Consider the following 25,175-nt stretch of genomic DNA (forward strand, 5'->3'; position numbering starts at 1 on the left):
TTCCCCGGACCACTACGTCTCAAACATATTTTCGGGGCTCATTTCTGTCCGGAAAAAGCGCAATTTCCTCATGTGGGTGAACACCGGTCTCCACTTTGGTGTTCACAATTCGGCATTCTGTGGTGATTCGATCCGGCTCGGTCTAGCGTTCACCGGATCGAGGGCAGTGATCAATGATCACCGCTCCGACGTGGACCATGTCCCGGCCCAGACCCCGCCGGCTTAGCTCATCGAGTCGGTGGAGGGAACCCGGATGAAAGGCGATTCCTGCAGAACACGGTCGGCGCGGCGGCGCCGGGGTACTGCGGTCGGAGGTCTGTGCGCGGTCGTGAGCGCTCTGGGGTTGGGGCTGGTGGTCGGGGCGCCGCAGGCCGTGGCCGCCGAAGCACCCGTCGGGCTCGGCACCGCGGCGTCCTATTCCGTGCTGGGCGGGCAGGCGGTGACCAATACCGGCCCCAGCAGGCTGGCCGGGAACCTCGGAGTCTCTCCCGGCACCGCGATCACCGGTTTCCCGCCCGGCACTGCCGCGGGCGCCACGCACGCGGGTGATGCCGTGGCCGGGCAGGCCCAGTCCGACCTCGTCGTCGCCTACGACGACGCCGCCGGCCGCGCGCCGACCGCGAACGTCGCGGGTGACCTGGTCGGCCGGACCCTGGTCGGTGGCGTCTACAAGTCCAGCGGCCCGCTCGCGCTCGGCGGGACCCTGACCCTGGACGGCCAGGGTGCCTCCGACACCGTCTGGATCTTCCAGGTCGCTTCCACCTTGATCACGGCTTCGGCGAGTGCGGTGAACCTGATCAACGGCGCCCAGGCGTGCCACGTGTACTGGCAGATCGGCAGTTCGGCGACGCTGGGCACGAACTCGCACTTCGTCGGCACGATCATGGCGTTGACCTCGATCACCGTGACGACCGGCACCGTCGTCGCCGGGCGCGCACTGGCCCGCAACGGCCAGGTCTCCCTCGACGACACCACGTTCACCACCCCCCGGTGCGCCACGACCCCGACCACCACGCCGACCACCACCGGCACGACGACTTCACCGGGCACCGGCACGACGACGCCCGGCACCGGCACCGGCACCACGACGCCGGGTACCGGCACGACTTCACCGGGCACCGGCACGACCACCGGCCCGGGTACGGGGACCACGACCACGACGTCCCCCGCCGGCGGCGGGACGACGACCAGCTCACCCGGGGCGGGCCTCGGCACGACCTGGACCGCCACCGGCCCGAACGGTGGCACCGGGACTCACGGCACCGTGCCCGGCGGCACGTCCGGCTTGGCCGGCACCGGAGCGACCCCCTTGCTCCGTCCCTTGATCGGGCTCGGCGTGCTGCTCGTTCTCCTCGGCGGAGTGCTGCTCACCGTCGTCCACCGCCGCAGGACAAGGCAGTAACGCCAACACGAATCCCGGTGCAGGTTCCGTGGCCGCGCCCGGCGGCCACGGAACGCTGGGCCGTCAGGAGGAACGATTCCCTCACCTGGAGGCAGTTTTTTTCGCGCCCGCACAGTGATCCAGACCGGAGCAGATGCCAATAGGCGCTCCGGGTGGTGACGTTCGGCCCCTGTTCTACTGGCGGGTCGGTCCGACTCTGAAGGCTCGCGCAAGTCCGTCTCAAGGGAGAGGAGGACCCGCGATGCCGGCTTGCCGGATCGTCGCGCGACATCGCGGGCCGAGCCATGACTGATGTCGAGCTGAGCGGCCTGGACGCCGAGACCCTGACCATGATCCTCTCGGCGATCGGGGAGTTCGCCGACCGGAACCTGCCTGCCGAACTGCTGCTGCGGCTCGATCGCGACGACGAATGCCCCGAAGAGCTCGTCCGCCGGATGTGCGGGGACGAGCTCGGCGTCCACCTGCTGTTCGTCCCGGAGGACTACGGCGGGATGGGCGGGGGCAGCTTGGACGTCTGCCGCGTCTGCGAGCGCATGGCCGGGATCGACCTCGGCGTCGCGACCAGCGTGTTCGCCACCGCGCTGGGCAGCGACCCGATCGCCGTGGGCGCGACCCCGGACCAGAAGAAGACGTGGCTGGGCCGCATGGTCGGCGAGGGGCTGCTGTTCGCCTACGGGGCGACCGAGCCCGAGGCCGGCAGCGATCTCGGGGCGCTCAAGACCACCGCCGTCCCGGTCGTCGAGGACGGCCGGACCACCGGGTACCGGATCACCGGCCGCAAGCAGTGGATCAGCAACGGCGGCATCGCCGACGCCTACAGCGTGCTGGCGAACGCGCCGGGCGGGCCGAGCTGGTTCGTCGTCGAGCGCGACGCGCCCGGGTTCACGCGGGCCAAACCGGAGGACAAGCACGGCATCCGGCTGAGCAACACCGCGGCGTTGTTCCTCGACGACGTCCTGGTCACCCCGGACGCGCTCGTCGGCGGGACGGAAGGCCAAGGGCTGCTGCAGGCCCAGCAGGTGTTCGGCTACACGCGGGTGATGGTCGCCGCGTTCGGGCTCGGCGCGGGCTGGGCGGCGCTCGACCGGGCGATCGCCTACGCCGCCGACCGGATCCAGGCGGGCGGCCCGCTCGCGCACAAGCAGGGCTACACGCACAAGCTGTTCGTGCCGCACGCGGCGCGGCTCGAAGCCGCCCGTGCCTACATCGAAGAGACCGCCACCCGGCTCGACTCCGGCGAACAGGGCCTCAACACCGAAGGCGCCATCGCCAAGTACCTCGCCACCGAGGCCGGCAACGCGGCCGCCGACGCGGCGATCCAGGCCCACGGCGGGTACGGCTACACGCGCGAGTACCTGGTGGAGAAGATCAAGCGCGACGTCCGCATCACCACGATCTACGAAGGCACGTCGGAGATCATGGAGATGACGATCTCCCGTGACCGCTGGCAGCAGCACCTCAAGACCCGCGGCCGCTACTACCGCGACCGCGTGGCGGAGCTCGAAGCCCTCGACGCGGCGCACCCCGGCGTCGGTGCGGGGACCGCGGCGCTCGGCCTGCACTCGCTCGCCGAGCTGCTGGAGCGGTGCCGCACCGACCGGCTGACCCGGCACCAGCACGTCCTCCTGCGGCTGGGCGAACTCGTCGCCTACGCCGAATGCGCCGCCGCGCTCTGCCGGCGGGCCGCGCAGGCCGCCGACGGCGGGCTGCCCGAGAAGGCCGACCGGCGGTTCGACGCGCCCGCGCTGGCCGTGCTGGCGCGGATCTTCGCCCGCGAAGCGGTGCTGCGCGTGGCGTCCGGCGGCCTCGCGCTCGTCCAGGGCAGCGCGGAGACCACGGTGGCGGACCTGACCACGGCGCTGCGGCTGCCGCAGGTCACGGCCGCCCAGGCCGGTGGCCTCGCCGACGCCGACGCCCTCGCCGCCATCCTCAACGCCCGATCCGGAGGCAACTGATGAACGAGCAACCCCACGAGCGCGCCGTCGCGATCGTCGGCGTGAGCGCGATCATGCCCGACGCACCGGACGCGACGAAGTTCTGGAGCAACATCATCGGCGGCCGCTACTCGATCAGCGACGTCCCGCCGGAACGCTGGGACCCGGCGTTGTACTACGACGCCGATCCGGCCGTGCCGGACAAGACGTACTCGAAGATCGGCGGCTGGGTCCGCGAGTTCGAGTGGGATCCCCGGGCCTGGCGGCTGCCGGTCCCGCCGAAGGTCGCCGCGCACATGGACGGCGCCCAGCAGTGGGCGGTCAACCTCGCCCGCGCCACGCTGGTCGACTACGGCTGGCCGGCGCGGAAGCTGGACCACGAACGCACCGCTGTCGTCGTCGGCAACGCGTTGGCGGGGGAGCTGCACTACCAGACCGCGCTGCGGATCAGCTTCCCCGAGTTCGCCCGCGAACTGGAGCGTTCGGCGGCGTTCTCCGCGCTGCCCAAGGCGACCCGCGCCGCGATCGTCGACGAGGCCCGGCACGGCCTGCGCGAAACCATCCCGGACGTCACCGAGGACAGCATGCCCGGGGAGCTGGCCAACGTCATCGCCGGCCGGATCGCCAACCTCTTCGACTTCCACGGGCCCAGCTACGTCACCGACGCCGCCTGCGCGTCCGGGCTCGCGGCCATGGCCGCCTCGGTCGAAGGCCTGATCAACGGCGAGTACGACACGGTGCTCACCGGCGGCATCGACCGCAACATGGGCATCTCCGCCTACGTCAAGTTCTGCAAGATCGGCGCCCTTTCGGCCACCGGCACCCGCCCCTACGGGCGCGGCGCGGACGGCTTCGTGATGGGCGAAGGCGGGAACCTGTTCCTGCTCAAGCGGCTGGCCGACGCCGAACGCGACGGCGACCGGATCTACGCGGTGCTGCTGGGCATGGCCGGGTCGAGCGACGGCAAGGGCCGGGGCATCACCGCGCCCAACCCGGTGGGCCAGCGGCTCGCCGTCGAGCGGGCCTGGCGGCTGGCCGGCGCGGACCCGGCCACCTGCTCGCTGGTGGAGGGGCACGGCACGTCCACCGCGGTCGGCGACGTCGTCGAGGTCGAGGCCCTGACCGAGGTGTTCGGCTCGGCACCGGCCGGGTCGATCCCGCTGGGGTCGGTGAAGTCCAACATCGGCCACCTCAAGGGCGCGGCCGGGACGGCCGGGCTGTTCAAGGCAGTGATGGCCCTGCACGAGAAGGTCCTCCCGGCGACCCTGCACGCCGAGGTGCCGAACCCGCACATCGACTTCCGGCACAGTCCCTTCCGGCCCAACACCGAGATCCGGGAGTGGGCGGCACCGGCGTCGGGCGTCCGGCGGGCCGGCGTGAGCGCGTTCGGCTTCGGCGGCACCAACTTCCACGCCGTGCTCGAGGAGTACGTGCCGGGACGGCACCGCGATCCCGAGCGCAGGTCGGTTTCCTTCGCCGGAGCGGACCTTCCCGCGACGACGGCGTCCGAGCCCGGCCGCGGCGCGTTCGTCGCCGGGGCCGCCGACGAGCGCGGGCTCGCGGATCGGCTGCGCCAGGCCGCGGCGGGCGAACTGCCTTCGGCCGGCCGGCCGAAGGCGGCCGACCTCGGCGCGCCGGTGCGGATCGCGATCGACTACGGCGACCCGGCCGAGCTGGCCGACAAGGCGAACCGGGCGCTGCAGGCCCTCGACCGCGGCAACCCGGCGATCTGGAAGGCGCTGCGGGCCCAAGGCGTGTTCCTCGGCCGGGGGCCGCGCGGCAAGGTCGCCTTCCTCTACACCGGCCAGGGTTCCCAGTACGTCAACATGCTCCGCACGCTGGCCGCCCGCGAACCGGTGGTCGCCGACACGTTCGCGCAGGCGGACGCCGTCATGACGCCCCTGCTCGGAAAGCCCCTCACCGAGTACGTCTTCGCCGACGGCGCCGACGCGGTGAGCCGCGCGGAGGAGCGGCTGCTGCAGACCGAGATCACCCAGCCCGCCGTGCTGGCGGCCGACCTCGCGCTGACCCGGCTGCTGGCCGCGCACGGCGTCCGGCCGGACCTCGTGATGGGGCACAGCCTCGGCGAGTACGGCGCCCTCGTCGCCGCGGGCGCCCTCTCCTTCGAAGACGCCCTGGAAGCGGTCAGCGCCCGCGGCAGCGAGATGGCCCACCTCACCGTCGAGGACAACGGCGCGATGGCCGCGGTGTTCGCCCCGCTCGAGGAGATCGAACGGACCATCTCGGAGATCGACGGCTACGTCGTGATCGCCAACGTCAACAGCCCGAGCCAGGCCGTGATCGGCGGCGCCACCACCGCGGTCGAAGCCGCGGTCGAAGCGCTGACGGTGGCCGGGCACACCGCCGTGCGGCTGCCGGTCAGCCACGCCTTCCACACCGCGATCGTCGCGCCGGTCAGCGAGCCGCTGGGCCGGATGCTGCGGCGGCTCGACCTGAAGGTGCCGCGGCTGCCCGTCGTGGCGAACGTCGACGGCGAGCTGTACCCGGCCGGGCCGGACGCGCGGGAGCGGATGCTCGACATCCTCGAACGCCAGGTCGCGTCGCCGGTCCAGTTCGTCAAGGGACTGGACACGCTCTACGCCGAAGGCGCACGGGTGTTCGTCGAAGTCGGGCCCAAGAAGGCCCTCCACGGCTTCGTCGAGGACGCGCTCGGCAGCCGGCACGACGACGTGCTGGCCCTGTTCACCAACCACCCCAAGCAGGGCGACCTGGTGTCGTTCAACCAGGCCCTGTGCGGGCTGTACGCCGCCGGGTTCGGCGCCACCGAGGCGGCCGGACCGGTGAAGTCCCCCTCCGAGCCGAGGACGGCGACCGTGACCCCCGAATCGACCCCCGAACCGACCCCCGACCGCTTCACCGAACTGGGCCGCCTGGTGGCCGACTTCTTCAGCCGCGGCCAGGCCGTGCTGGCGGGGTCGCCCACGCCGGCCCCGGTGCCCGCCGCTCCCGCGGAGACCGAGCCGGTGGTGATCACCGGCGCCGCCCTCGGCCTGCCCGGCACCGAGCGCGTCTTCGACGACGCCAACGTCGGCCGGATCCTGCACGGGGACCAGTTCATCGGCCCGATCCCGCAGGCGTTCCGCGAAGCCATGGCCGACAAGCACATCACCCGGCTGGTCAAGAGCGAGGACGGCGCGCCGCGCTTCGCCGAGATCGACAGCCCGGACGACGTGATCAAGCTCGCCGCCCGCGCCGGCGCCCTCGACCTGGTCGAAGAGTTCGGCATCGACGAGGAGCGCGAGAAGGCACTCGGCGAGTGCACCCGGCTGGCGATCGGCGCCGGCTTCGACGCACTGCGCGACGCCGGGATCCCGTTGGCCCAGCACTACAAGACCACCACGGTCGGCACGCAGCTGGCCGACCGGTGGGGACTGCCCGCGGCGCTGCGCGACGACACCGGCGTGATCTTCGCGTCCGCCTTCCCCGGCTACGGCGAGTTCGCCGAGGAGATCGAGCGGTACCTCGCCGACCGGCACCGCCACCACGAGCGCGACACCCTGCGGGCGATCCGCGCCCGCGCCGAGGGTGACGTGGCCGCGGAGCTCGACCGCCGGATCGGGGACCTCGACGCCGAGATCGCGGCGGACCCCTTCACGTTCGACCGCCGGTTCCTGTTCCGCGTGCTGTCCATGGGGCACTCGCAGTTCGCCGAGATCATCGGCGCCCGCGGCCCGAACACCCAGATCAACTCCGCCTGCGCGAGCACCACCCAGGCCATCGGGCTGGCCGAGGACTGGATCCGGGCCGGCCGGTGCCGGCGCGTGGTGGTCGTGGCGGCCGACGACGCGACGTCCGACCCGCTGCTGGAATGGGTCGGCGCGGGCTTCCTGGCCAGCGGCGCGGCGGCCACCGACGCGGCCGTCGAGGACGCGGCCGTCCCGTTCGACGCCCGGCGGCACGGGATGCTGCTCGGCATGGGCGCGGCGGGCATCGTCGTCGAGGCCGCCTCGGCCGCCCGGGAACGGGGGCTGCGGCCGATCTGCGAGGTGCTGGCCGGGGTGAGCGCCAACAGTGCCTTCCACGGCACGAAACTGGACGTCGAGCACATCTCCGGGGTGATGGAGTCCCTGGTGGCGCAGGCCGAACGCCGGGGCATCGACCGGCACGCGATCGCGCCGGAGACGGTCTTCGTCTCGCACGAGACGTACACGCCGGCGCGCGGCGGCAGTGCCCAGGCGGAGATCGACGCGTTGCGCAAGGTCTTCGGGCCGGCCGCCGACAGCGTGATCATCGCCAACACCAAGGGGTTCACCGGCCACCCGATGGGGGTCGGGATCGAGGACGTCGTCGCGGTGAAGGCCCTGGAGACCGGGATCGTCCCGCCGGTCCCGAACTTCAAGGAGATCGACCCGTCGCTGGGCCGGCTGAACCTCTCGACCGGCGGCGCCTACCCCGTGCGGTACGCGCTGCGGCTCGCGGCCGGGTTCGGCTCGCAGATCAGCATGGTGCTGCTGCGCTGGACCCCGGTCGCCGACGGCCGCCACCGCGCGCCGGACGAGCTGGGCTACGAGTACCGCATCGCCGACCGCGCCGCGTGGCAGCGCTGGCTGACCGGCCTCGGCGGCACGACCCTGGAGGTCGACCGGCGCCGGCTGCGGATCGCCGACCACCCCGCCGAGCGGCGCCCGGAACCGGTGCCCGAGCCGATCGCGGTGCCCGAGCCCGTCGGTGACGACGTCCCCGAGCAGGTGCTGGCCCTGGTGTCGGAGAAGACCGGCTATCCGGAGGACATGCTGGAGCTGGACCTGGATCTGGAGGCGGATCTGGGGGTGGACACGGTGAAGCAGGCGGAGGTGTTCGCGCAGATCCGTGAGCGGTTCGGGATCGAGCGGGATGACACGCTGCGGTTGCGCGACTATCCGACGCTGAATCACGTGATCGGGTTCGTGCGGGAGCGGGCCGGTATTGCCGCGCCCGCCGCGGTCCCGTCGGCCGCGGTCGCCGATGACGTCACGGCGCAGATCTTGGCCGTGGTGTCGGAGAAGACGGGTTATCCGGAGGACATGCTGGAGCTGGACCTGGATCTGGAGGCGGATCTGGGTGTGGACACGGTGAAGCAGGCGGAGGTGTTCGCGCAGATCCGTGAGCGGTTCGGCATCGAACGTGACGACACGTTGCGGCTGCGTGACTATCCGACGCTGAATCATGTGATCGGCTTCGTGCGTGAGCGGGCAGGTACTGCTGCGCCCGCCCCGGTCGCTGAACCGGAACCGCAACCGGCGACCGATGACGTCACTGCGCAGATCTTGGCGGTGGTGTCGGAGAAGACCGGCTATCCGCAGGACATGCTCGAACTCGACCTGGATCTGGAGGCCGACCTGGGTGTGGATACGGTGAAGCAGGCGGAGGTGTTCGCGCAGATCCGTGAGCGGTTCGGGATCGAGCGCGACGACACGTTGCGACTGCGGGACTACCCGACGCTGAGCCACGTGATCGGCTTCGTCCGGGAGCGGACGCATGTCGCGCCGCCTCCGGAGTCCGAAGTGGACACCGTGTTGGCCGAGGTGCTGTCCGTCGTCTCCGCGAAGACCGGCTACCCGGAGGACATGCTCGAACTCGACCTGGATCTGGAGGCCGACCTGGGCGTGGATACGGTGAAGCAGGCGGAGGTGTTCGCGCAGATCCGTGAGCGGTTCGGCATCGAGCGCGACGACACGCTGAGGCTGCGGGACTACCCGACCCTGGCCCACGTCATCGGCTTCGTTCGGGAGCGCGCATCGACGGCGACGGCCGTCGAAGTGTCCACAGTGGAAGAACAGCCCGCCGGGACCGGGACGTTCCCGCGCCGGGTGCCGGTCGCGACCATCCGGCCGCCGCTGGAGTTCTGCCGGGCCACCGGCGTCGAACTCGGCGAGGGACAGCGGGTCCTCGTCGGCTGCGACGACGGGGGAGCGGGCGTCGCACTCGCCGAGCGGCTCAGCGCGCGGGGCGTCGAGGTGCTCGTCGTCGAAGGCCACCCCGACGCCGACGAACTCGCCGCCCGCCTCGACGGGCCCGTGCACGGCGTCTACTGGCTGCCGGCCCTCGACCACGAAGGCCCGATCGAGGACATGGACCTCGACGGCTGGCGCGAAGCCAACCGGATCCGCGTGAAGCTCCTCTACACCGCGATGCGGCGGCTCTACGACCAGGACGCGTTCCTCGTCACCGGCACCCGCCTCGGCGGCCGCCACGGCTACGACGAGACCGGCGCGTACGCCCCGCTCGGCGGCGCGGTCACCGGCTTCGCCAAGGCATACGGCCGCGAACGCCCCGAGGTCCTGGTCAAGGCCGTTGACTTCGGCGCGGAAGCGACGAACGAGGAGATCGCCGACGCGCTCCTCGAAGAGACCCTCACCGACCCGGGCGCCCTGGAAGTCGGCCGGGCCGACGGCCTGCGCTGGGCCGTCACGGTCGAGGAGCGGCCGCTCGAAGGCGAGGGGATGACTCTGGACGCGGACACCGTGTTCGTCGTGACCGGCGCCGCCGGCAGCATCGTCTCGGCGATCACCGCCGACCTGGCGCGGGCCTCCGGCGGCACCTTCCACCTGCTCGACCTGACGCCGGAACCGGACGAGAACGACGCCGACATCACCCGGTTCGCCACCGATCACGACGGTCTCAAGGCCGACCTGATCACCCGGCTCACCCACGACGGCAAACGCCCCACCCCCGTGCAGGTCGAGCGTGAGCTCGCCCGCTACGAGCGGCTCGCCGCCGCGCGAGCGGCCATCGACGCGGTGCGGGACGCGGGCGGGCAGGCGCACTACCACTGCGTCGACCTGACCGACGCGGCTGCGGTCGAGCACGCGCTGAGCGGACTCGAACGGGCCGACGTGCTGCTGCACGCGGCCGGGCTCGACATCAGCCACGCCCTGCCGGACAAGGAACCCCGCGAGTACGACCTCGTGTTCGGGGTCAAGGCGGACGGCTGGTTCACCGTGCGCAAGGCACTCGGCGACCGGCCGCTCGGCGCGGTCGTGGCGTTCAGCTCGGTCGCCGGCCGGTTCGGCAACCTCGGCCAGACCGACTACAGCGCGGCGAACGACCTGCTGTGCAAGCTCACGTCGGCGCAGCGGGACACCCGGGCACTGGCGATCGACTGGACGGCCTGGGCCGGCATCGGCATGGCGACGCGCGGTTCCATCCCGAAGATGATGGAGCGGGCGGGCATCGAGATGCTGCCGCCCGAAGTGGGCGTCCCGTGGATCCGCCACGAACTGACCGGTGGCGCGTATCGCGGCGAGGTCGTGGTCGCGGGCGAGCTGGGCGCGCTCGTCGGCGAGCGCGACGGCATCGACGCGGCGCGGTTCCCGGCCGGGCCGATGGTCGGCGAGGTCGAACGCATGGGCGTGTACGACGGGCTCGTCGTGCACACCACGCTCGACCCCGGCGAACAGCCCTTCCTCGGCGACCACCGCATCGACGGCACCGCGGTGCTGCCCGGCGTGCTGGGCATCGAGGCGTTCGCGGAGGCGGCGGCCCTGCCGCTGCCCGGCTGGCGCCCGGTGGCGATCGAGGACGTCGAGTTCCTGGCCCCGTGCAAGTTCTACCGGGACGAGCCGCGCACGCTCACCGTCACCGCGGTGTTCCGCGCCGACGGCGACGGGCTCGTGGCCGAGTGCGCGCTGACGGGCAGCCGTCAGCTGGCGGGGCAGGCCGAACCGCAGGTGACGACCCACTTCACCGGCCGGGTGCGGCTGGCCCGCACGCCGGTCGGCGACGCCGTCACCGCGGCCGCGCCGCCGGTGCCCGACGGAAAAGGCGTGCCCGCGGACGCGATCTACGACGTCTTCTTCCACGGCCCGGCCTTCCGGGTCCTCGACCGCGCCTGGCGCGGGGAAGACGGCCCGGTCGGGCTGTACGCGAGCGACCTGCCGCCCGACCACGTGCCGGCCGACCGGCCGGAGCTCGTGTCGCCCCGGCTGATCGAGCTCGTCTTCCAGACCGCCGGGGTCTGGGACATCGGGCGCCACGGCCGGTTCGGCCTGCCGCGCCACGTCGACCGGATCGTGCTGCACGACGCCCCCGAATCCGAGGGGCGGCTCGAAGCCGTCGTGACGTCCGAAGAGGACGGTTTCGGCGGACGGGTGCTGGACGAGTCCGGTGCGGTCCTGCTCGAGCTGAGCGGCTACCGCACGACCGAACTGCCCGGTGCCCTCGACGCCGGCCGCAGCGCGCCGATGACGGAGGCCATGTCGTGAGCAGCTTCCGCCGGGTGGCCGTGGTCAACCGGGGCGAGCCGGCCCTGCGGTTCCTCAACGCCGCGGCCGAGCTCGCCCGCGAGGGGGACCCGCTGACCACCATCGCCCTGTACACCGAACCGGACCGGCAGGCCTGGTTCGTGCGCGAGGCCGACGAAACCGTGTGCCTGGGCCCCGCCACGACCCGGGACGAGCGCACCGGCCGGCGGGTCCAGGCCTACGTGGACCACGACCGGCTCGGTCAGGCCCTGGTCGAGGCCCGGGCCGAAGCCGTTTGGGTGGGCTGGGGCTTCGTGGCCGAGCACGCCGAGTTCGCCGAGCTGTGCGAGAAGCTGGGCATCGTCTTCATCGGCCCGTCGCCGGAGGCGATGCGGCTGGCCGGCGACAAGATCCGGGCCAAGCAGCTGGCCGAGCGGGCCGGGGTGCCGGTGGTGCCGTGGAGCGGCGGCCGGGTCGGCACTCTCGCCGAAGCCGCCGTCGCGGCGATGGGGATCGGCTACCCGTTGCTGGTCAAGGCGACCGCGGGCGGCGGAGGCCGCGGCATCCGGCGGGTGGGGGGTCCCGACGAGCTGGAAGCGGCGTTCGAGTCGGCCCGGTCCGAGGCGCGGCACGGCTTCGGTGACGCGAGCGTGTTCCTGGAACGCGAGCTGACCGGCGCCCGGCACGTCGAGGTGCAGATCATCGCCGACCGGTACGGCGAGGTCTGGCCGGTCGGCCTGCGTGACTGCACGCTGCAGCGGCGCCACCAGAAGGTGCTGGAGGAGTCGTCGTGCGTGCTGCTCGATCCGGAGCAGGACGCGGAGATCCGGGCCGCGGCGGTCCGGCTGTGCCGGCTGGCGGGCTACACCAACGCCGGCACCGTCGAGTTCCTCTACGTGCCCGCGACGCGGGAGTACCACTTCCTGGAGATCAACGCCCGCCTGCAGGTGGAGCACCCGGTCACCGAGCTGACCACGGGCCTGGACCTGGTGAAGCTGCAGATCGCCGTCGCCCGCGGGGACCGGCTCGCCGGCACCCCGCCGGAGCGGTCCGGGCACGCCATCGAGGTCCGGCTCACCGCCGAAGACCCCGACGACGGCTTCGCCCCGGCGCCGGGGCGGCTGCGCCGGTTCCGCCTGCCGTCCGGTCCCGGCATCCGCGTGGACACCGGCGTCGCCGAGGGCGACGAGATCGCCGCGGAGTTCGATTCGATGATCGCCAAGGTGCTGGCCTGGGGCCACGACCGCGAGGAGGCGCGCGCCCGGCTGGCCCGGGCACTGGCCCAGACCCAGCTGATCGTCGAAGGCGGCCGGATCACCAAGGCGTTCCTGCTCACCCTGCTCGACCACCCCGACGTCGTGGCCGGGCGCTACGACACGGGCTGGCTCGACACGAAGATGGTGACCGGGGAACTGCTGGAGCGCCGGTACGCCGACATCGCGCTGGTGTGCGCCGCGGTCGAGGTCCACGCGCTCGAGCACGCCCGGGCCCGGACGGACTTCTACGCGCGCGTGGCCCGCGGCCGGCCCGGTCCGGCGCCGGACGGCGGCCGGCTCGTCGAGTTCCGCTACCGCGGGACGCCGTGCGTGGTGGGGGTCCGCCGGCACGGGCCGGCGAGCTACCGCGTTTCGCTCGGCGACGCGGTCACCGACGTCGACGTCGGCCGCGCCGGCGACGTGGAACGGCGGCTGGTCTTCCCCGCCCGGGTCCACCGGGCACTCGCCGCGCACGCCGGCCCGGTCCACACCGTGGAGGTCGAGGGCATCACCCACACCATCGCGCAGGACGAGGGCGGCGTGGTCCGCGCCCCGACCCCGGCGGTCGTGGTGTCGGTGGCCGTCGCCGCCGGGGACGCCGTCGTGGCCGGCGACCCGCTGGTGGTCGTCGAGTCGATGAAGATGGAGACGGCCGTGACCGCGACGTTCCCCGGCCGGGTGCGGTCGGTGCTCGTGGCCCCCAACGTCCAGGTCGGTGCGGGCGACCCGCTGCTGCGGCTGGACCCCGTGATCGAGGACCCGCAGGCGGCCGGCCAGGCCGTCCCGGAGCTCGGCGTCGGTCCCGACCCCGGCCGGGGCCTGGCGGACGAACTGCGGTCGGTGCTGCTCGGCTTCGACCCGGATCCGGTGGCCCTCGCCCGGCTGGACCGCGGCGAGGACCCGTGGGCGCCGCGGTCGGCCGGGGACGCGGAGCGGATACGCGGCGAGCGGGAGGTCCTGCACCTGTTCGCGGACGTCTGCGCCGTCTCGCGCCGCCGCCCGGACCCGGCGGACGAGACCGGCGAGGAGCGCGTCCGCGCGCCCGAGGAGTACCTGCTGACCTGCCTGCGCACGTACGGCACGGGCGGCGAAGGCCTGCCGCCCCGGTTCCTCGACGGGCTGCTGCGGGTGCTGCGGCACCACGGCGTCCGGAAGCTGGGCCCGTCGGCCGAGGTCGCGGACGCGTTGCTGCGCGTGTACTGCGCCCAGCACCGGCTCGAAGCGGTGCTGCCCGCCGTCACCGCGATCCTGGACCGCTGGACCGCCCGCGGATCCGAGCCGGCCGACGACACCCTGCGCGACCTGCTCGACCGGCTCGTGGCGGCCACCGACGAGCGCTACCCGGCGATCATGGACCTCGCCCGCGACTTCCGGTTCCGCTGCTTCGAACAGCCCGTGCTGGCGCGGTCGCGCTCCCGGATCTACCAGGAGATGGACGACCACATCGCCGCCCTCGCCGCCGGGACGGCCGCCGACGAGCGGGCCCGGCGGATGACGGCGCTTGTGAGCTGCCCGCACCCGCTGCGGCCGGTGCTGCTGAAGTGGTACCGGGAGGGCGGCGAGGCCGCGCGCGACGTCGCACTGGAAGTGTCGGCTCGCCGCTACTACCGGATCCGCGAGCTCGGCCCGGTGGACCTGGTCGACGCCGGCGGCACCCGGCTCGCCGTGTCCGGGTACCGCCACCGCGACGAGCTGTTCCACCTGATGGTCGCGTGCGGGGCGGCCGACGGGCTCCCCGTGCTCGCCGCCGCCGTCGGCCGGTACCTCGAGGGGCTGGCCGCGGACCTGCGGCCCGTGCTCGACCTGCACGTGTGGGCCGACACCGAGCCGGACGACGACCTGCGCGACCACCTGCGGGACGTTCTCGCCGCCGCGGCGGGGGTGGCCCGCCGGCCGCTGCACCGCGTCGACGTGACGGTCACCGGCCCGCGGGTGACCGGGCACTACACCTTCCGGTCCACAGTGGACGGACTGGCGGAGGAGCCGCTGTACCGGAACCTGCACCCGATGCTGGCCAAGCGGCTGAACCTGGAGCGGCTGTCCCGTTTCGCGATCACCCGCCTGGACTCCGCGGAAGACGTGTACCTCTTCCACGGTGTCGCCCGCGACAACCCGAAGGACGAGCGGCTGTTCGCCCTGGCGGAGGTCCGCGACCTGACCCCGGTGACCGGCGAACGCGGCGAGGTGGTGAGCTACCCCGCGCTGGACTGGGTGCTCGACGAGGTGCTGTCCGGCCTGCGCCGCTACCAGTCCCACCGGCCTCCGGGACAGCGGCTGCTGAAGAACGTGGTGCTGCTGCACGTCCGTCCACCGTGGACGGTCGCCGGGGAGCTGTGGCGCGAGCTGGTCCACCGGCTGGCGCCGGCGTTCCGCGGGCTCGGCGTCGAGCACGTCCTGGTCCGGCTGCGGACGCCCGGCGCCGACGGCGCACTCCGCGAGGTCGCGCTCGACGTGAGCCACCTCGGCTCCGCCGGGGTGGTCGTGCGGGAGACCCCGCCGACCGAAGAGCCGATCGCACCGCTCGGCGAGTACGACCTGAAGGCGCTGCGCACCCAGCGGCGCGGGGACGTGTACCCGTACGAGCTGATCCGGCTGCTCACCCCGCCGGCCGGGTCCTCGTCGGACTTCCCCGCCGGGGAGTTCGCCGAGTACGACCTCGACGCGGCGGGCGGGTTCGGCCCGGTGGAGCGCCCGCCCGGCGGCAACACGGCCAACCTCGTGACCGGCCTGATCACCAACCACACCGCGACCGTGCCGGAAGGCATGCGGCGGGTGTTCGTCGCGGGTGATCCCAGCCGGAGCCTGGGCGCGCTCGCCGAACCGGAGTGCCGGCGGATCATCGCGGCCCTCGACCTCGCCGAGCGGACGGGCGTGCCGGTGGAGTGGTTCGCGGTGTCCTCGGGCGCGCGCATCTCGATGACCAGCGGCACCGAGAACATGGACTGGATCGGCGCGGTGCTGCGCCGGATCGTCACGTTCACGCAGGCCGGCGGCGAGATCAACGTCGTCGTCACCGGGATCAACGTCGGGGCCCAGCCGTACTGGAACGCCGAGGCGACGATGCTCATGCACACCCGCGGCGTGCTGGTGATGCTGCCGGACAGCGCCATGGTGCTCACCGGCAAGCAGGCGCTGGACTTCTCCGGCGGCGTCTCGGCGGAGGACAACCTCGGCATCGGCGGGTTCGAGCGGATCATGGGCCCGAACGGCCAGGCGCAGTACCGGGCCGCGGACCTGGAGTCCGCGTGCGAAATCCTCTACGCGCACTACGAGCACACCTACGTGGTGCCGGGGGAGCGGTTCCCGCGGCGGGCCCGCACCGCCGACCCGCTCGACCGGGACGTCCGCACCGCGCCGCACCCGCGGCTGGCGGGGACGGACTTCACGACCGTCGGGGACGTCTTCTCGGCCACCGCCAACCCCGAGCGCAAGAAGCCGTTCGACATCCGGTCGGTCCTGCGCGCGGTCGCCGACACCGACCACCGGCCGCTGGAACGCTGGGCGCGGTGGAAGCACGCCGACACCGCGGTGGTGTGGGACGCCCACCTCGGCGGGATCCCGGTGTGCCTGATCGGGTTCGAGTCCTGCCCGCTGCCGCGCGAGGACCCGGTGCCCGGGGACGGCCCGGCCGTGTGGACCGCGGGGACGCTGTTCCCGCAGTCGTCGAAGAAGGTCGCCCGCGCGCTCAACGCGGCGAGCGGCAACCGGCCGGTGGTCGTGCTGGCCAACCTGTCGGGCTTCGACGGCTCCCCGGAGTCGATGCGCAGCCGGCAGCTGGAGTACGGCGCGGAGATCGGCCGCGCGGTGACCAACTTCGACGGCCCGATCGTGTTCGCCGTCGTGTCCCGCTACCACGGCGGCGCGTTCGTGGTGTTCTCCAAGCAGCTCAACGAGAACCTGGAGGTCGCGGCGGTCGAAGGGTCCTACGCCTCGGTGATCGGCGGCGCGCCCGCGGCGGCCGTCGTCTTCGCCCGCGAAGTGCGGGCCCGCACGCAGGCGGACCCACGCGTGGCCGAGGCGGAAGCCCGGGTCAAAGCCGGCACCGGTTCTCCCGCCGGCCTGCGGGACACGACCGAGCGCATCCGCTCGGAGAAGCTCGGCGAGGTGGCGGCGGAGTTCGACGCGACGCACGACATCCGGCGGGCGCGGAAGGTCGGCTCGGTCGACCACATCATTCCGGCGGACCGGTTGCGGCCCTACCTGGTCGCGGCGCTGGAACGGGGGATGGCGCGGTGCGCCGGACCTCGCTGAGCCAGCCGTGGGAAGGAACCGCCGTCGCCAGCGACGGCGGTTCCGCCAGGCTCCGCGGCGGTTCCCCGGGTGCCGCGGCCGCGCACGTGAGCAGGAAGTCGCCGTACCGGCGCCACCAGCCGGGGAACTCGTCGCCCTCGGCCGCGCGCACGACGAGCGGGGACCACTCCGGCCCGGCGGCGCCGAGCTCGACCTCCACCGAGCGGGTGTCGCGGCGCAGACCGGTCCGCAGCACCTTGAGCGCGCTTTCCTTGGCCGACCAGATCAGGTTGGCCAGGACGGATCGGTCGCCGGCGGCGACCGTCTCGCGTTCGCGGGCGGTGAACCACGTCCGCACGAAGGCGGCCGAGCGCGGCTCCACCAGTTCGAGGTCGCAGCCGAGCGCGGTGCCGGGCGGCCCGAGCAGGCAGACCGCCCAGTCCGCGCGGTCGGTGAGCGACACCGCCAGGGGCGCGGGCACGCCGTCGTGGCAGACGACCGGTGCGCCCGAGGACGCGGGCCGGACCTCGATGCGGGCCAGGGAGCCGGGATCGGTGCCGAGCCCGAGCACCTCCGCGATCGCCTGTTTCGCCGTCCACCGCGACAGCCTCAGCTCGGAGCGCCGCTTCGGGTGCGGGAGCCCGGCCAGCCGGGCCGACTCGGCCGCCGACAGCCAGTCGTCGGCCGAGGGGACGTGGCGCATCCCGTGCGCCAGCCAGCTCCTGGTGCCGTTCAGGGTGCGCATCGCCGTCCTCCTCGACTCGGCCGGGACCAGCTTTCCCCCGGCCGCCCCGATCCCTCCAGGGTCGAAAGCCACCACCCTGCCGCGAGCCACCCGTCCAAGGAGCACACCGTGACCACCCTCGACCCCCAGTTCCCCGGATCCGGTTCCCTGCTGATCCCGGCGCCGGTCGGGACGCTGGCGATCGAGCGGTTCGAACCGCTGATCGGCACGCCGGCCTACCACCGCCTCCTGGAGCGGTTCGCCCGCGGGCGCGAGCTGCTCGGCGACCACGTCATGTGGCACGTCAACTCGACCGCGCGCGGCGGGGGCGTGGCCGAGATGCTCTACTCGTTGCTGGCGTACGGGCGCGGCGCGGGGATCGCGCAGCGCTGGCTGGCCGTCGCCGGCACGCCCGCTTTCTTCGCGGTGACCAAACGGATCCACAACCACCTGCACGGGGCCTTCGGCGACGGCCTGCCGCTCGACGACGAGGCCCGCGAGGTCTACTCGTCGTTCACCCGCGCCGCGGGCGAGGAGCTCGCGAACCGGATCTCGCCCGGGGACGTCGTGCTGCTGCACGACCCGCAGACGGCGGGGATGATCCCCGCGCTGCAGGGGCTCGGGGTGCCGGTCGCCTGGCGGAGTCACGTCGGGATCGACCACGCCACCCCGGTGACCCGCCACGCGTGGGAGTTCCTGCGCGGTTACGTGAGCCAGGCGGACGCCTACATCTTCTCCCGGCGCCAGCACGTGTGGGACCAGCTGGACGCGGCGAAGACCGCGCTCATCGCGCCGTCGATCGACGCGTTCTCGGCCAAGAACCAGGACCTCGCCGACGATCGGGTGACCGCCATCCTCGCCGCGGCGGGACTGCAGGGCGAGCCGGGCACCGGCGATCCGGTCTTCGTCCGCCTGGACGGCACGGTGGGCCGGGTCGAGCGCCGCGCCCGGGTGGTGGAGACCCGCCACCTGGCCCCGGACGACCCGGTGGTGCTGCAGGTCTCGCGCTGGGACCGGCTCAAGGACCCGCTCGGGGTGATCGACGGGTTCGTGCGGCACGTGCTCGGCCCGACCGGCGCCCACCTGGTCGTGGCCGGACCGTCCGTGGACGAGGTCGCCGACGACCCCGAGGGCGGGGAAGTGCTCCAGGAGGCGATGGCGTGCTACTCGGCCCTTCCGCAGCTGGCCCGGGAGCACGTCCACCTCGTCACCCTGCCCATGACCGACCTCGAGGAGAACGCCGCCATCGTCAACGCGCTGCAGCGCCGGGCGCAGGTGGTGGTGCAGAAGTCGATCGCCGAAGGCTTCGGCCTCACGGTGGCCGAGGCCATGTGGAAGGCGCGCCCGGTGGTGGCCAGCCGGATCGGGGGGATCCAGGACCAGATCGTCGACGGCCGCACCGGCCGCCTGGTCGACCCGGGGGACCTGGCCGCGTACGGCAGCGCGGTGAGCGACCTCCTGGCCGATCCCCCGCGGGCGGTGGAGATGGGCGAACGGGCCCGCGACCAGGTGCGGCGGGGGTTTCTGGGGACGCGGTCGTTCCTGCAGTACATCGCCCTGTACGAGCGCCTGGTGACCGGGCGGGGCGTGCCGGCGGAGGTGTCGTCGCCGCCGGGGTACGTGTGAGCCCCGCGGTCACGCGCCTTGCCGGGAGAGGCGGTGGCCGGGGATGAGGACCTGGCGGCCGGTGTCGAGCCGGACCCACACCGATCCCGGCCGCAGGTCGGGATCGACCACGACGACCACACCGCGGGCGTCGTGGTACTGACCGCCGTTCACGCTCACCCGGACGCCTTCGGGAAAGGACTCCTCGCCGAGCGGGCCGTCGGGGATCGGGAGCAGGCGGCTCGCCATCGGTCCTCACCTCCGGTCTTCGCGCGCACGGAGTGCCCGCCGACGCGACGGCCGAAACCCCGCCCAGGCCGGCGGGGTGTCGGGCCCAAGGACTCTCGAAGGGGGGCCTTTGCGTCCTCCCGATGACGTGCGGCGCGTGGTTACGGTTCCTATGACCACCAGATGACCGAGCCCGACCGGAAGAGCCCGAGGTGAAGTGATGACCAGAGCGATCCCCCTTCTCACGGGAGTCACCGCCCTCGTGCTCGTCTGGTGCGGTTTCGCCACGTTCCCGTCGTACGCCCTGCTCGCCTGGGCCGTCATGAGCGCGATGATCGGCCTGGTGGTGTGGCAGCGGGTCGACGAATCCCTCGGGCAGCGGATCCGGGTCCGGCCGTCTCGGGTGGGTGCGGTGTCCGCCGTCGCGGCCTTCGTCGCGGGTGTCCTGGCCGCCGAGATCCTGCTGACGGCGGGAATCCTGCTCGGTTCGGGGATCCTCGCGGTCCTGGCGGCGGTGGGGTGGTGGGCCGCGAAGCGAGTGCGGTCCCCGGGGCCGCGCGGTCGGCGATCGGTGAGCATCCGCTCGGCCCTGCCCGACGCGGACGTCGCGGAGCTCTGCCTGGTCTGGCGCCGGAGTCACGAGGAGCTGCGGCGCACCCCGGACGACGACCCGGCCCGGGCCCAGCTGGCCGTGGTCCGCCAGCTCCTCCTGGACGAGCTGGAAAGACGCGACCCGGCGGGCTTCGCCCGGTGGCTGGAGAACGGTGCGCTGGCGGGCAGTGACCCCCTTCCGTTCATCCGCGCGGAGCACGGCCTCACGTCCCGGTGAAGCCTTTGGTCCTCGGCGCAAGGGACCTGTGGTCCTGGGGCGGTCCCGGCGTCGCGAAGATGATCAGGGTATGCAGATCCAGATCAGCACCGACAAGAACGTGCACGCCGGCGACGCACTGGTCCGGCACCTCGAGGACGAGATCCAGGCCACGCTGGCCCGGTTCACCGACCGGATCACCCGCTTGGACGTCCACCTCGGCGACGAAATCGCCGCCGGGGCCGAGGGGGTGGAGCGCCGGTGCGTGCTCGAGGCTCGGCCCGCCGGGTACCGGCCGGTATCCGTCACCCACCACGCGGGCTCGGTGGCCGAGGCGTGCCGCGGCGCGGTGCGCAAGCTCGAGAGCGTTCTGGAAAGCACCTACGGCCGGGCGTACCACCGCAAGGGCGGCGAGACCATCCGGCACCTCCGGACGACCGACGAGGTGAGCGGGTAGCGAGGTTTCGCGGCGGCGGGAAAAGGGTCCCGCCGCCGCACTTCAGCGGTGTTTGCGCGCCATCCACTGCCAGAGGTGGGTGCCGCCGATGCTCGGGTCGTTGCGGGCGACGTAGATCCAGGACCAGTGACCGGGGAACCGGTGGCCGTTCCGGACGACGTGGTCGTAGAGCGTCAGCGCCGAGCGCGGGATGAGCTCGTGCGCGTGGACGGTGTTGGCCTGCGGGTCCACGGTGTCGTCGTCGCGGGAGGCGACCAGCCACGTCGGGGTGCGGATCGCGGCCAGCTCGGCGTCGGGGATCAGCGGCGGGTCACCCGTCTCCCGGCCGGTGACGACTCCGCAGATCGGCACCGACGCGGCGAACGTGCCGGGGTAGACGGTGGTCATCTTCAGGCTCATGTAGCCGCCGTTGCTGCAGCCGACGACGTGGACGCGTCCGGGATCGACCGGTCGCGTGCGCACCACGTCCCGGATGATTTCGTCGATGAGCGGGGCGAACCGGGGGCCGTCGTCCATCCACGCGGAGGTGCACTGCGGGGCGACCACGTACGCGCCGTCGAAGATCGCTTGGGCTTCCCGGGTGGCGAAACCCAGTGCGCCGCGGTTGGCGCGCAGCGTGGTCTCGTTGTCGTAGTAGCCGTCAGGCAGGGAAGCGCCTTCGCCGCCGCCGTGCAGCCAGACGATCAGGGGCCGCCGGCCCCGCAGTGGTGAGGGGGAGTACAGCCGGTATTTCATTCCGGAGCGCGAAGTGTGATAGGTGAAAGCGTCGACTTCGGGGTTGGCCAGGCGGCGCTGCGTGAACCGGGCGATGGAGACCGGCCGGCCGTGCCGCAGCCGGAGGGGGACGTTCTGCGTGAGGGTGTAGACGAGGTCGAGCCGGACGTTGCGCGCCTTGCTGCCGATGTAGCCGAGGGTGCCGCCGCCGGTCTGCCCCTCGCCGTAGCTCAGCTCGAGCACGATGTTCCCGTGGTGGTCGAGCCGGGCGGCCGTGACGGGCCGGTCGAGGTCGTACCCGACGTCCTGGCCGCCGGTGTCGATCGGGCTGGTGGCCTTCGCGTGCACGCTGAACGTGCCGGTGGTCAGGGAGGCCGGGTCGATCGGCCCGAGCCGGGCGGTGCCGAGGGTGAGCGAGGTGACCTGTTCGCCGCCGTCGAGTGTTTCCGCGTCGAGGACGAAATCCACGGCGGCTGCCTGGTTGCCGTGGGCGACGCCGGGCAACGCCAGGCCGGCGGTGAGGCTCGCGCCGGTGACCAGGACAGTGCGGCGGCTGAACACCTTTTCCATGCGGACTCCTTTGTCGTGGGTCTTCGCGCATGAGGTGGATCCGGGTGTGCCTCTCTTCGGCCGGCGCTCAATGCGCCAGCAGGTCATTGTATCGCCGGATCGGACCCCGGCCCGGGGCCGCGAACCGGTGCGGCGGACGAAAGGGCGACCGCCGTGGTGTGAGCGGGGTTCCTGTCCTCGGGGGCCGTCCGGTGGTGGCCTCCCGGGGCTGCTGCACCCCGGAAGTCCAGGTCAGCGCCCGGTTGTCCCCCTCGGGAGCTACCGCGGATGTCCGTCACGGAGCGATGTGGCCCCCGCCGCCGCGCTCGTAATCTCGCCGCACACCAGAAAGCCCGGCGAGAGGAACTCCGATGACCAGCCCCACCGAGCGGAAGCCGCGGGTGCAGCGCTTCCGGTTCCCCGTCCTGCTCGCCGCCACCGCCGTGCTGCTGGTCGCGGCCCGCGGGCTCGACGCGCTCGTGGCCGGCGTGCCGGTGCTGCGCCTGCTGGCCGGGACCGGCGCGGCCGCCGGGGCCGTCTTCGCCTACACCCGGGTGGTCCGGTGGGCCGAAAACCGGGACGAGGTCACGGAACTGGCCGCCGCCGGCCGCTGGGGCGGGCTCAGCCGCGGCGCGCTCGTCGGGGCCGGCGCCTTCGTGGCGACCATGCTGCTCGCGTTCGTCTTCACCGACGCCGACGTCTCCGGCGGCTCGTTCTGGGCGTGCCTGGGCGTCGCCGGGTCGATGGCTTCGGTGGCGGTGACCGAGGAACTGCTGTTCCGCGGGGTGGTCCACCGCATCCTCGAACAGCGCGCGGGCAGTGTCCTCGCGATCGTGGTCTCGTCGCTGCTCTTCGGCCTCACGCACCTGATCAACGGCCACGCCACCCTGTGGGGCACGCTCGCCATCGCCGTCGAGGGGGGCACGATGCTCGCCGTCGCCTACACCGCCACGCGGTCGCTGTGGCTGCCGATCGGCCTGCACTTCGCCTGGAACTTCCTCCAGGGCGGCGTGTTCGGCACCGCGGTTTCCGGCGCCGAAAGCGAACCCGGCCTGCTGCGCACCGTCCTTTCCGGACCGGACGCGCTCACCGGCGGCTCGTTCGGCCCGGAGGCCGGCCTGTTCGCGTTGCTGTGCTGCGGGGTGGTGTCGGCCCTGCTGCTGCGCCGCGCGAAGCTCATCCCGCGGCGCTGACGAGCCCGGTCCGGTAGGCCAGCACCACGGCCTGGACCCGGTCCCGCAGGTCGAGCTTGGTGAGGATCCGCGAGACGTACGTCTTCACCGTCTCCACGCTCAGCACCAGCTCGGCCGCGATCTCGGCGTTCGACAGGCCGCCGGCGATCAGCTTCAGCACCTCCAGCTCCCGTCGCGCGAGCCGGTCCAGCGGTCCTCCGGCGGGCGTCACGGGCCGGATCCGGTCGGCGTAGCGGCCGATCAGCGTCCGGGTCACCGCGGGGGAGAGCAGCGAGTCGCCGCGCGCGACCGTGCGCACCCCCTCGGCGAGCTCGTCCAGGGGCGCGTCCTTGAGCAGGAACCCGCTCGCCCCGGCCCGCAACGCGTCGTAGACGTACTGGTCGACGTTGAACGTCGTGACGACCAGGACCTTCGCCGGGGTCGCCGCGTCGGGGCCGGCGACCCGGCGGGTCACCTCGATCCCGTCCAGCAGCGGCATCTGGATGTCCATCACCACGACGTCCGGGCGCAGCCGGCCGATCTCGGCGAGGGCGTCGCGGCCGTTCACCGCCTGCCCCACCACCTCGACGTCCGGCTGGGCGCCGAGCACGGCCACGTACCCCGCGCGGATGAGCTCCTGGTCCTCGCAGATCAGCACGCGGATCGGGGCGTCGGTCATCTGCCGCTCCTCACGGAAGTCCCGGCCGCGGCGAATTCGGCCGTCGGAAACCGGGCGCTGACGCGGAATCCGTCGTCCGACGGCCCGGCGGTGAACCGGCCGCCGAGGGCGTCGACGCGGTCGCGCAGCCCGGCCAGCCCGCGTCCGCCGGAGCCGAGCGCGCCGGCCTCGGTCGCCGGGCCCTGGGTGGTCACCTCGATTTCGAGGACGTCCACGCCGTAGCCGACGTGCACTTTCGCCGGTCGGCCGGCGGCGTACTTGGCCGCGTTGGTCAGTGCTTCCTGCACGATCCGGTACGCGGTGAGCTCGGTTTCCGCCGGCAACGCCGTGCGTTCTCCCGACTCGACCAGCTCGACCACCCGGCCCGGCTGCTCGACGAGGCCGCGCAGCGCGCTCAGGCCCGGCGTGCGCGCGCCGGTCGCTTCGAGGACGCCGAGCAGGAACCGCAGTTCGGTGAGGGCGTCGCGCCCCGAGCCGGTGATGGTGGCGAACACTTCGGGAAAGCGTTCGGACGGGAGGAAGCGCGCCGCGTCGGCCTGGACCACCATCGCCGTCACGTGGTGGGTGACGACGTCGTGCAGCTCGCGGGCGAGCCGCGCGCGCTCGTCGGCCGCCGCGGCCCGGGCGGTGAGCCGCCGCCGTTCGGCCTCGTCCCGCCGCCGCTGCCGCACCAAGGCGCCCAGCGCCCAGAACAGGACCAGCACCGCGTAGTAGACGCCGAAGGTGAGCCAGCTCGACGGTGATCCGCGCCAGGTGACCAGGACCGCGAAGACGACGTACCCCGCCGACGCCGCCGCGGGCAGTGCCCGGCGGAACCGCTCCTCGCGCGCCCCGGCGGAATAGAGCGCGAAGTACAGCGCCAGACTGCCGATCGAGGGGGAATACGCGAGTATTTCGTGCGCCCCGAAACAGGTCGCGGTGATCGCGAGGGTCGCGGCGGGCCACCGGCTGCGCACCGCCAGCGGGAGCGTCTGCCCGAGCACCAGCACGACGGCGAGGAAACCGCCGTCGTGCCTCGGCAGGTCACCGAACTGGGCGCCGAGCATGTCGAGTCCCGGCACGAACGTCGCGGCCGTGACGGCCGCGGCGAGTGCCCGGTCCCGGGCCCGCGGGGTGACCGCCGCCCATCGGTTCCGGAGACGTCCCAGCGTCGGCATGGCCGGGAGCCTAGCGAGGGCGGGCCCTGCGCGGGTGCCCCGGACGTCCTGAAGGGCACCCTGATGGCCCTTACGAC

Annotated in this window: 13 protein-coding genes; 8 read left to right on the forward strand and 5 right to left on the reverse strand. The window is 73.0% G+C overall.

The annotated features are described in order from the left end of the window. Positions 1-328 precede the first annotated feature (328 nt). The 4 genes from QRX60_RS31540 to QRX60_RS31555 all read left to right on the forward strand — a co-directional run bounded on the left by QRX60_RS31540 (position 329) and on the right by QRX60_RS31555 (position 17,026). Entirely contained in the window at positions 329-1,402 is a 1,074-nt protein-coding gene (locus QRX60_RS31540) for an ice-binding family protein (RefSeq protein WP_285995069.1), read from the forward strand. A gap of 284 nt (positions 1,403-1,686) precedes the next feature. Next, a complete protein-coding gene (locus QRX60_RS31545) occupies positions 1,687-3,357 on the forward strand; it encodes an acyl-CoA dehydrogenase family protein (RefSeq protein ID WP_285995070.1) in 1,671 nt (556 codons plus the stop codon). Further along, entirely contained in the window at positions 3,357-11,540 is an 8,184-nt protein-coding gene (locus QRX60_RS31550) for a type I polyketide synthase (RefSeq protein ID WP_285995071.1), read from the forward strand. Before QRX60_RS31545 ends, QRX60_RS31550 begins: the two co-directional genes overlap by 1 nt. After that, positions 11,537-17,026, forward strand: coding sequence for an ATP-binding protein (locus QRX60_RS31555; RefSeq protein WP_285995072.1), 5,490 nt, complete (start codon positions 11,537-11,539; stop codon positions 17,024-17,026). Before QRX60_RS31550 ends, QRX60_RS31555 begins: the two co-directional genes overlap by 4 nt. Here the strand turns inward: QRX60_RS31555 and QRX60_RS31560 are convergent. After that, the gene (locus tag QRX60_RS31560; RefSeq protein ID WP_285995073.1) at positions 16,947-17,750 is read right to left on the reverse strand and encodes a 4'-phosphopantetheinyl transferase family protein; all 804 of its coding nucleotides are present in this window, start codon (positions 17,748-17,750) and stop codon (positions 16,947-16,949) included. The genes QRX60_RS31555 and QRX60_RS31560 overlap by 80 nt on opposite strands. Before the next feature lie 108 nt (positions 17,751-17,858). On the opposite strand from QRX60_RS31560, the gene QRX60_RS31565 reads away from it, so the two are divergent. Then, the gene (locus QRX60_RS31565) at positions 17,859-19,355 is read left to right on the forward strand and encodes a glycosyltransferase (RefSeq protein WP_285995074.1); all 1,497 of its coding nucleotides are present in this window, start codon (positions 17,859-17,861) and stop codon (positions 19,353-19,355) included. 9 nt (positions 19,356-19,364) lie between these two features. Here the strand turns inward: QRX60_RS31565 and QRX60_RS31570 are convergent, their stop codons facing one another. Then, positions 19,365-19,583: a hypothetical protein gene (locus QRX60_RS31570; protein WP_285995075.1), complete on the reverse strand. Its 219-nt coding sequence runs from the start codon at positions 19,581-19,583 to the stop codon at positions 19,365-19,367. 199 nt (positions 19,584-19,782) lie between these two features. Here QRX60_RS31570 and QRX60_RS31575 point away from each other — a divergent pair, with 199 nt between their 5' ends. Together QRX60_RS31575 and QRX60_RS31580 are read left to right on the forward strand one after the other, a co-directional pair. Continuing rightward, complete coding sequence (locus tag QRX60_RS31575; RefSeq protein WP_285995076.1) at positions 19,783-20,391, forward strand: hypothetical protein; 609 nt, start codon at positions 19,783-19,785, stop codon at positions 20,389-20,391. A 70-nt stretch (positions 20,392-20,461) separates the two neighbouring features. Beyond that, positions 20,462-20,827 (forward strand): HPF/RaiA family ribosome-associated protein, encoded by a 366-nt coding sequence (locus QRX60_RS31580; RefSeq protein ID WP_285995077.1) that lies wholly within the window; start codon positions 20,462-20,464, stop codon positions 20,825-20,827. 42 nt (positions 20,828-20,869) lie between these two features. On the opposite strand, the gene QRX60_RS31585 is transcribed toward QRX60_RS31580, so the two are convergent. Then, positions 20,870-22,111 (reverse strand): PHB depolymerase family esterase, encoded by a 1,242-nt coding sequence (locus tag QRX60_RS31585; protein WP_285995078.1) that lies wholly within the window; start codon positions 22,109-22,111, stop codon positions 20,870-20,872. Between the two features lie 350 nt (positions 22,112-22,461). On the opposite strand from QRX60_RS31585, the gene QRX60_RS31590 reads away from it, so the two are divergent. Continuing rightward, positions 22,462-23,283, forward strand: coding sequence for a CPBP family intramembrane glutamic endopeptidase (locus QRX60_RS31590; RefSeq protein ID WP_285995079.1), 822 nt, complete (start codon positions 22,462-22,464; stop codon positions 23,281-23,283). On the opposite strand, the gene QRX60_RS31595 is transcribed toward QRX60_RS31590, so the two are convergent. Further along, positions 23,267-23,941, reverse strand: a complete 675-nt coding sequence (locus QRX60_RS31595) for a response regulator (RefSeq protein ID WP_285995080.1) — start codon at positions 23,939-23,941, stop codon at positions 23,267-23,269. The two genes, QRX60_RS31590 and QRX60_RS31595, sit on opposite strands and share 17 nt — an antisense overlap. Further along, entirely contained in the window at positions 23,938-25,098 is a 1,161-nt protein-coding gene (locus tag QRX60_RS31600; protein WP_285995081.1) for a sensor histidine kinase, read from the reverse strand. The genes QRX60_RS31595 and QRX60_RS31600 overlap by 4 nt, the downstream gene beginning before the upstream one ends. Positions 25,099-25,175 lie beyond the last annotated feature (77 nt).

The organism is Amycolatopsis mongoliensis (assembly GCF_030285665.1).
In the GTDB taxonomy this organism is placed as follows: domain Bacteria; phylum Actinomycetota; class Actinomycetes; order Mycobacteriales; family Pseudonocardiaceae; genus Amycolatopsis; species Amycolatopsis mongoliensis.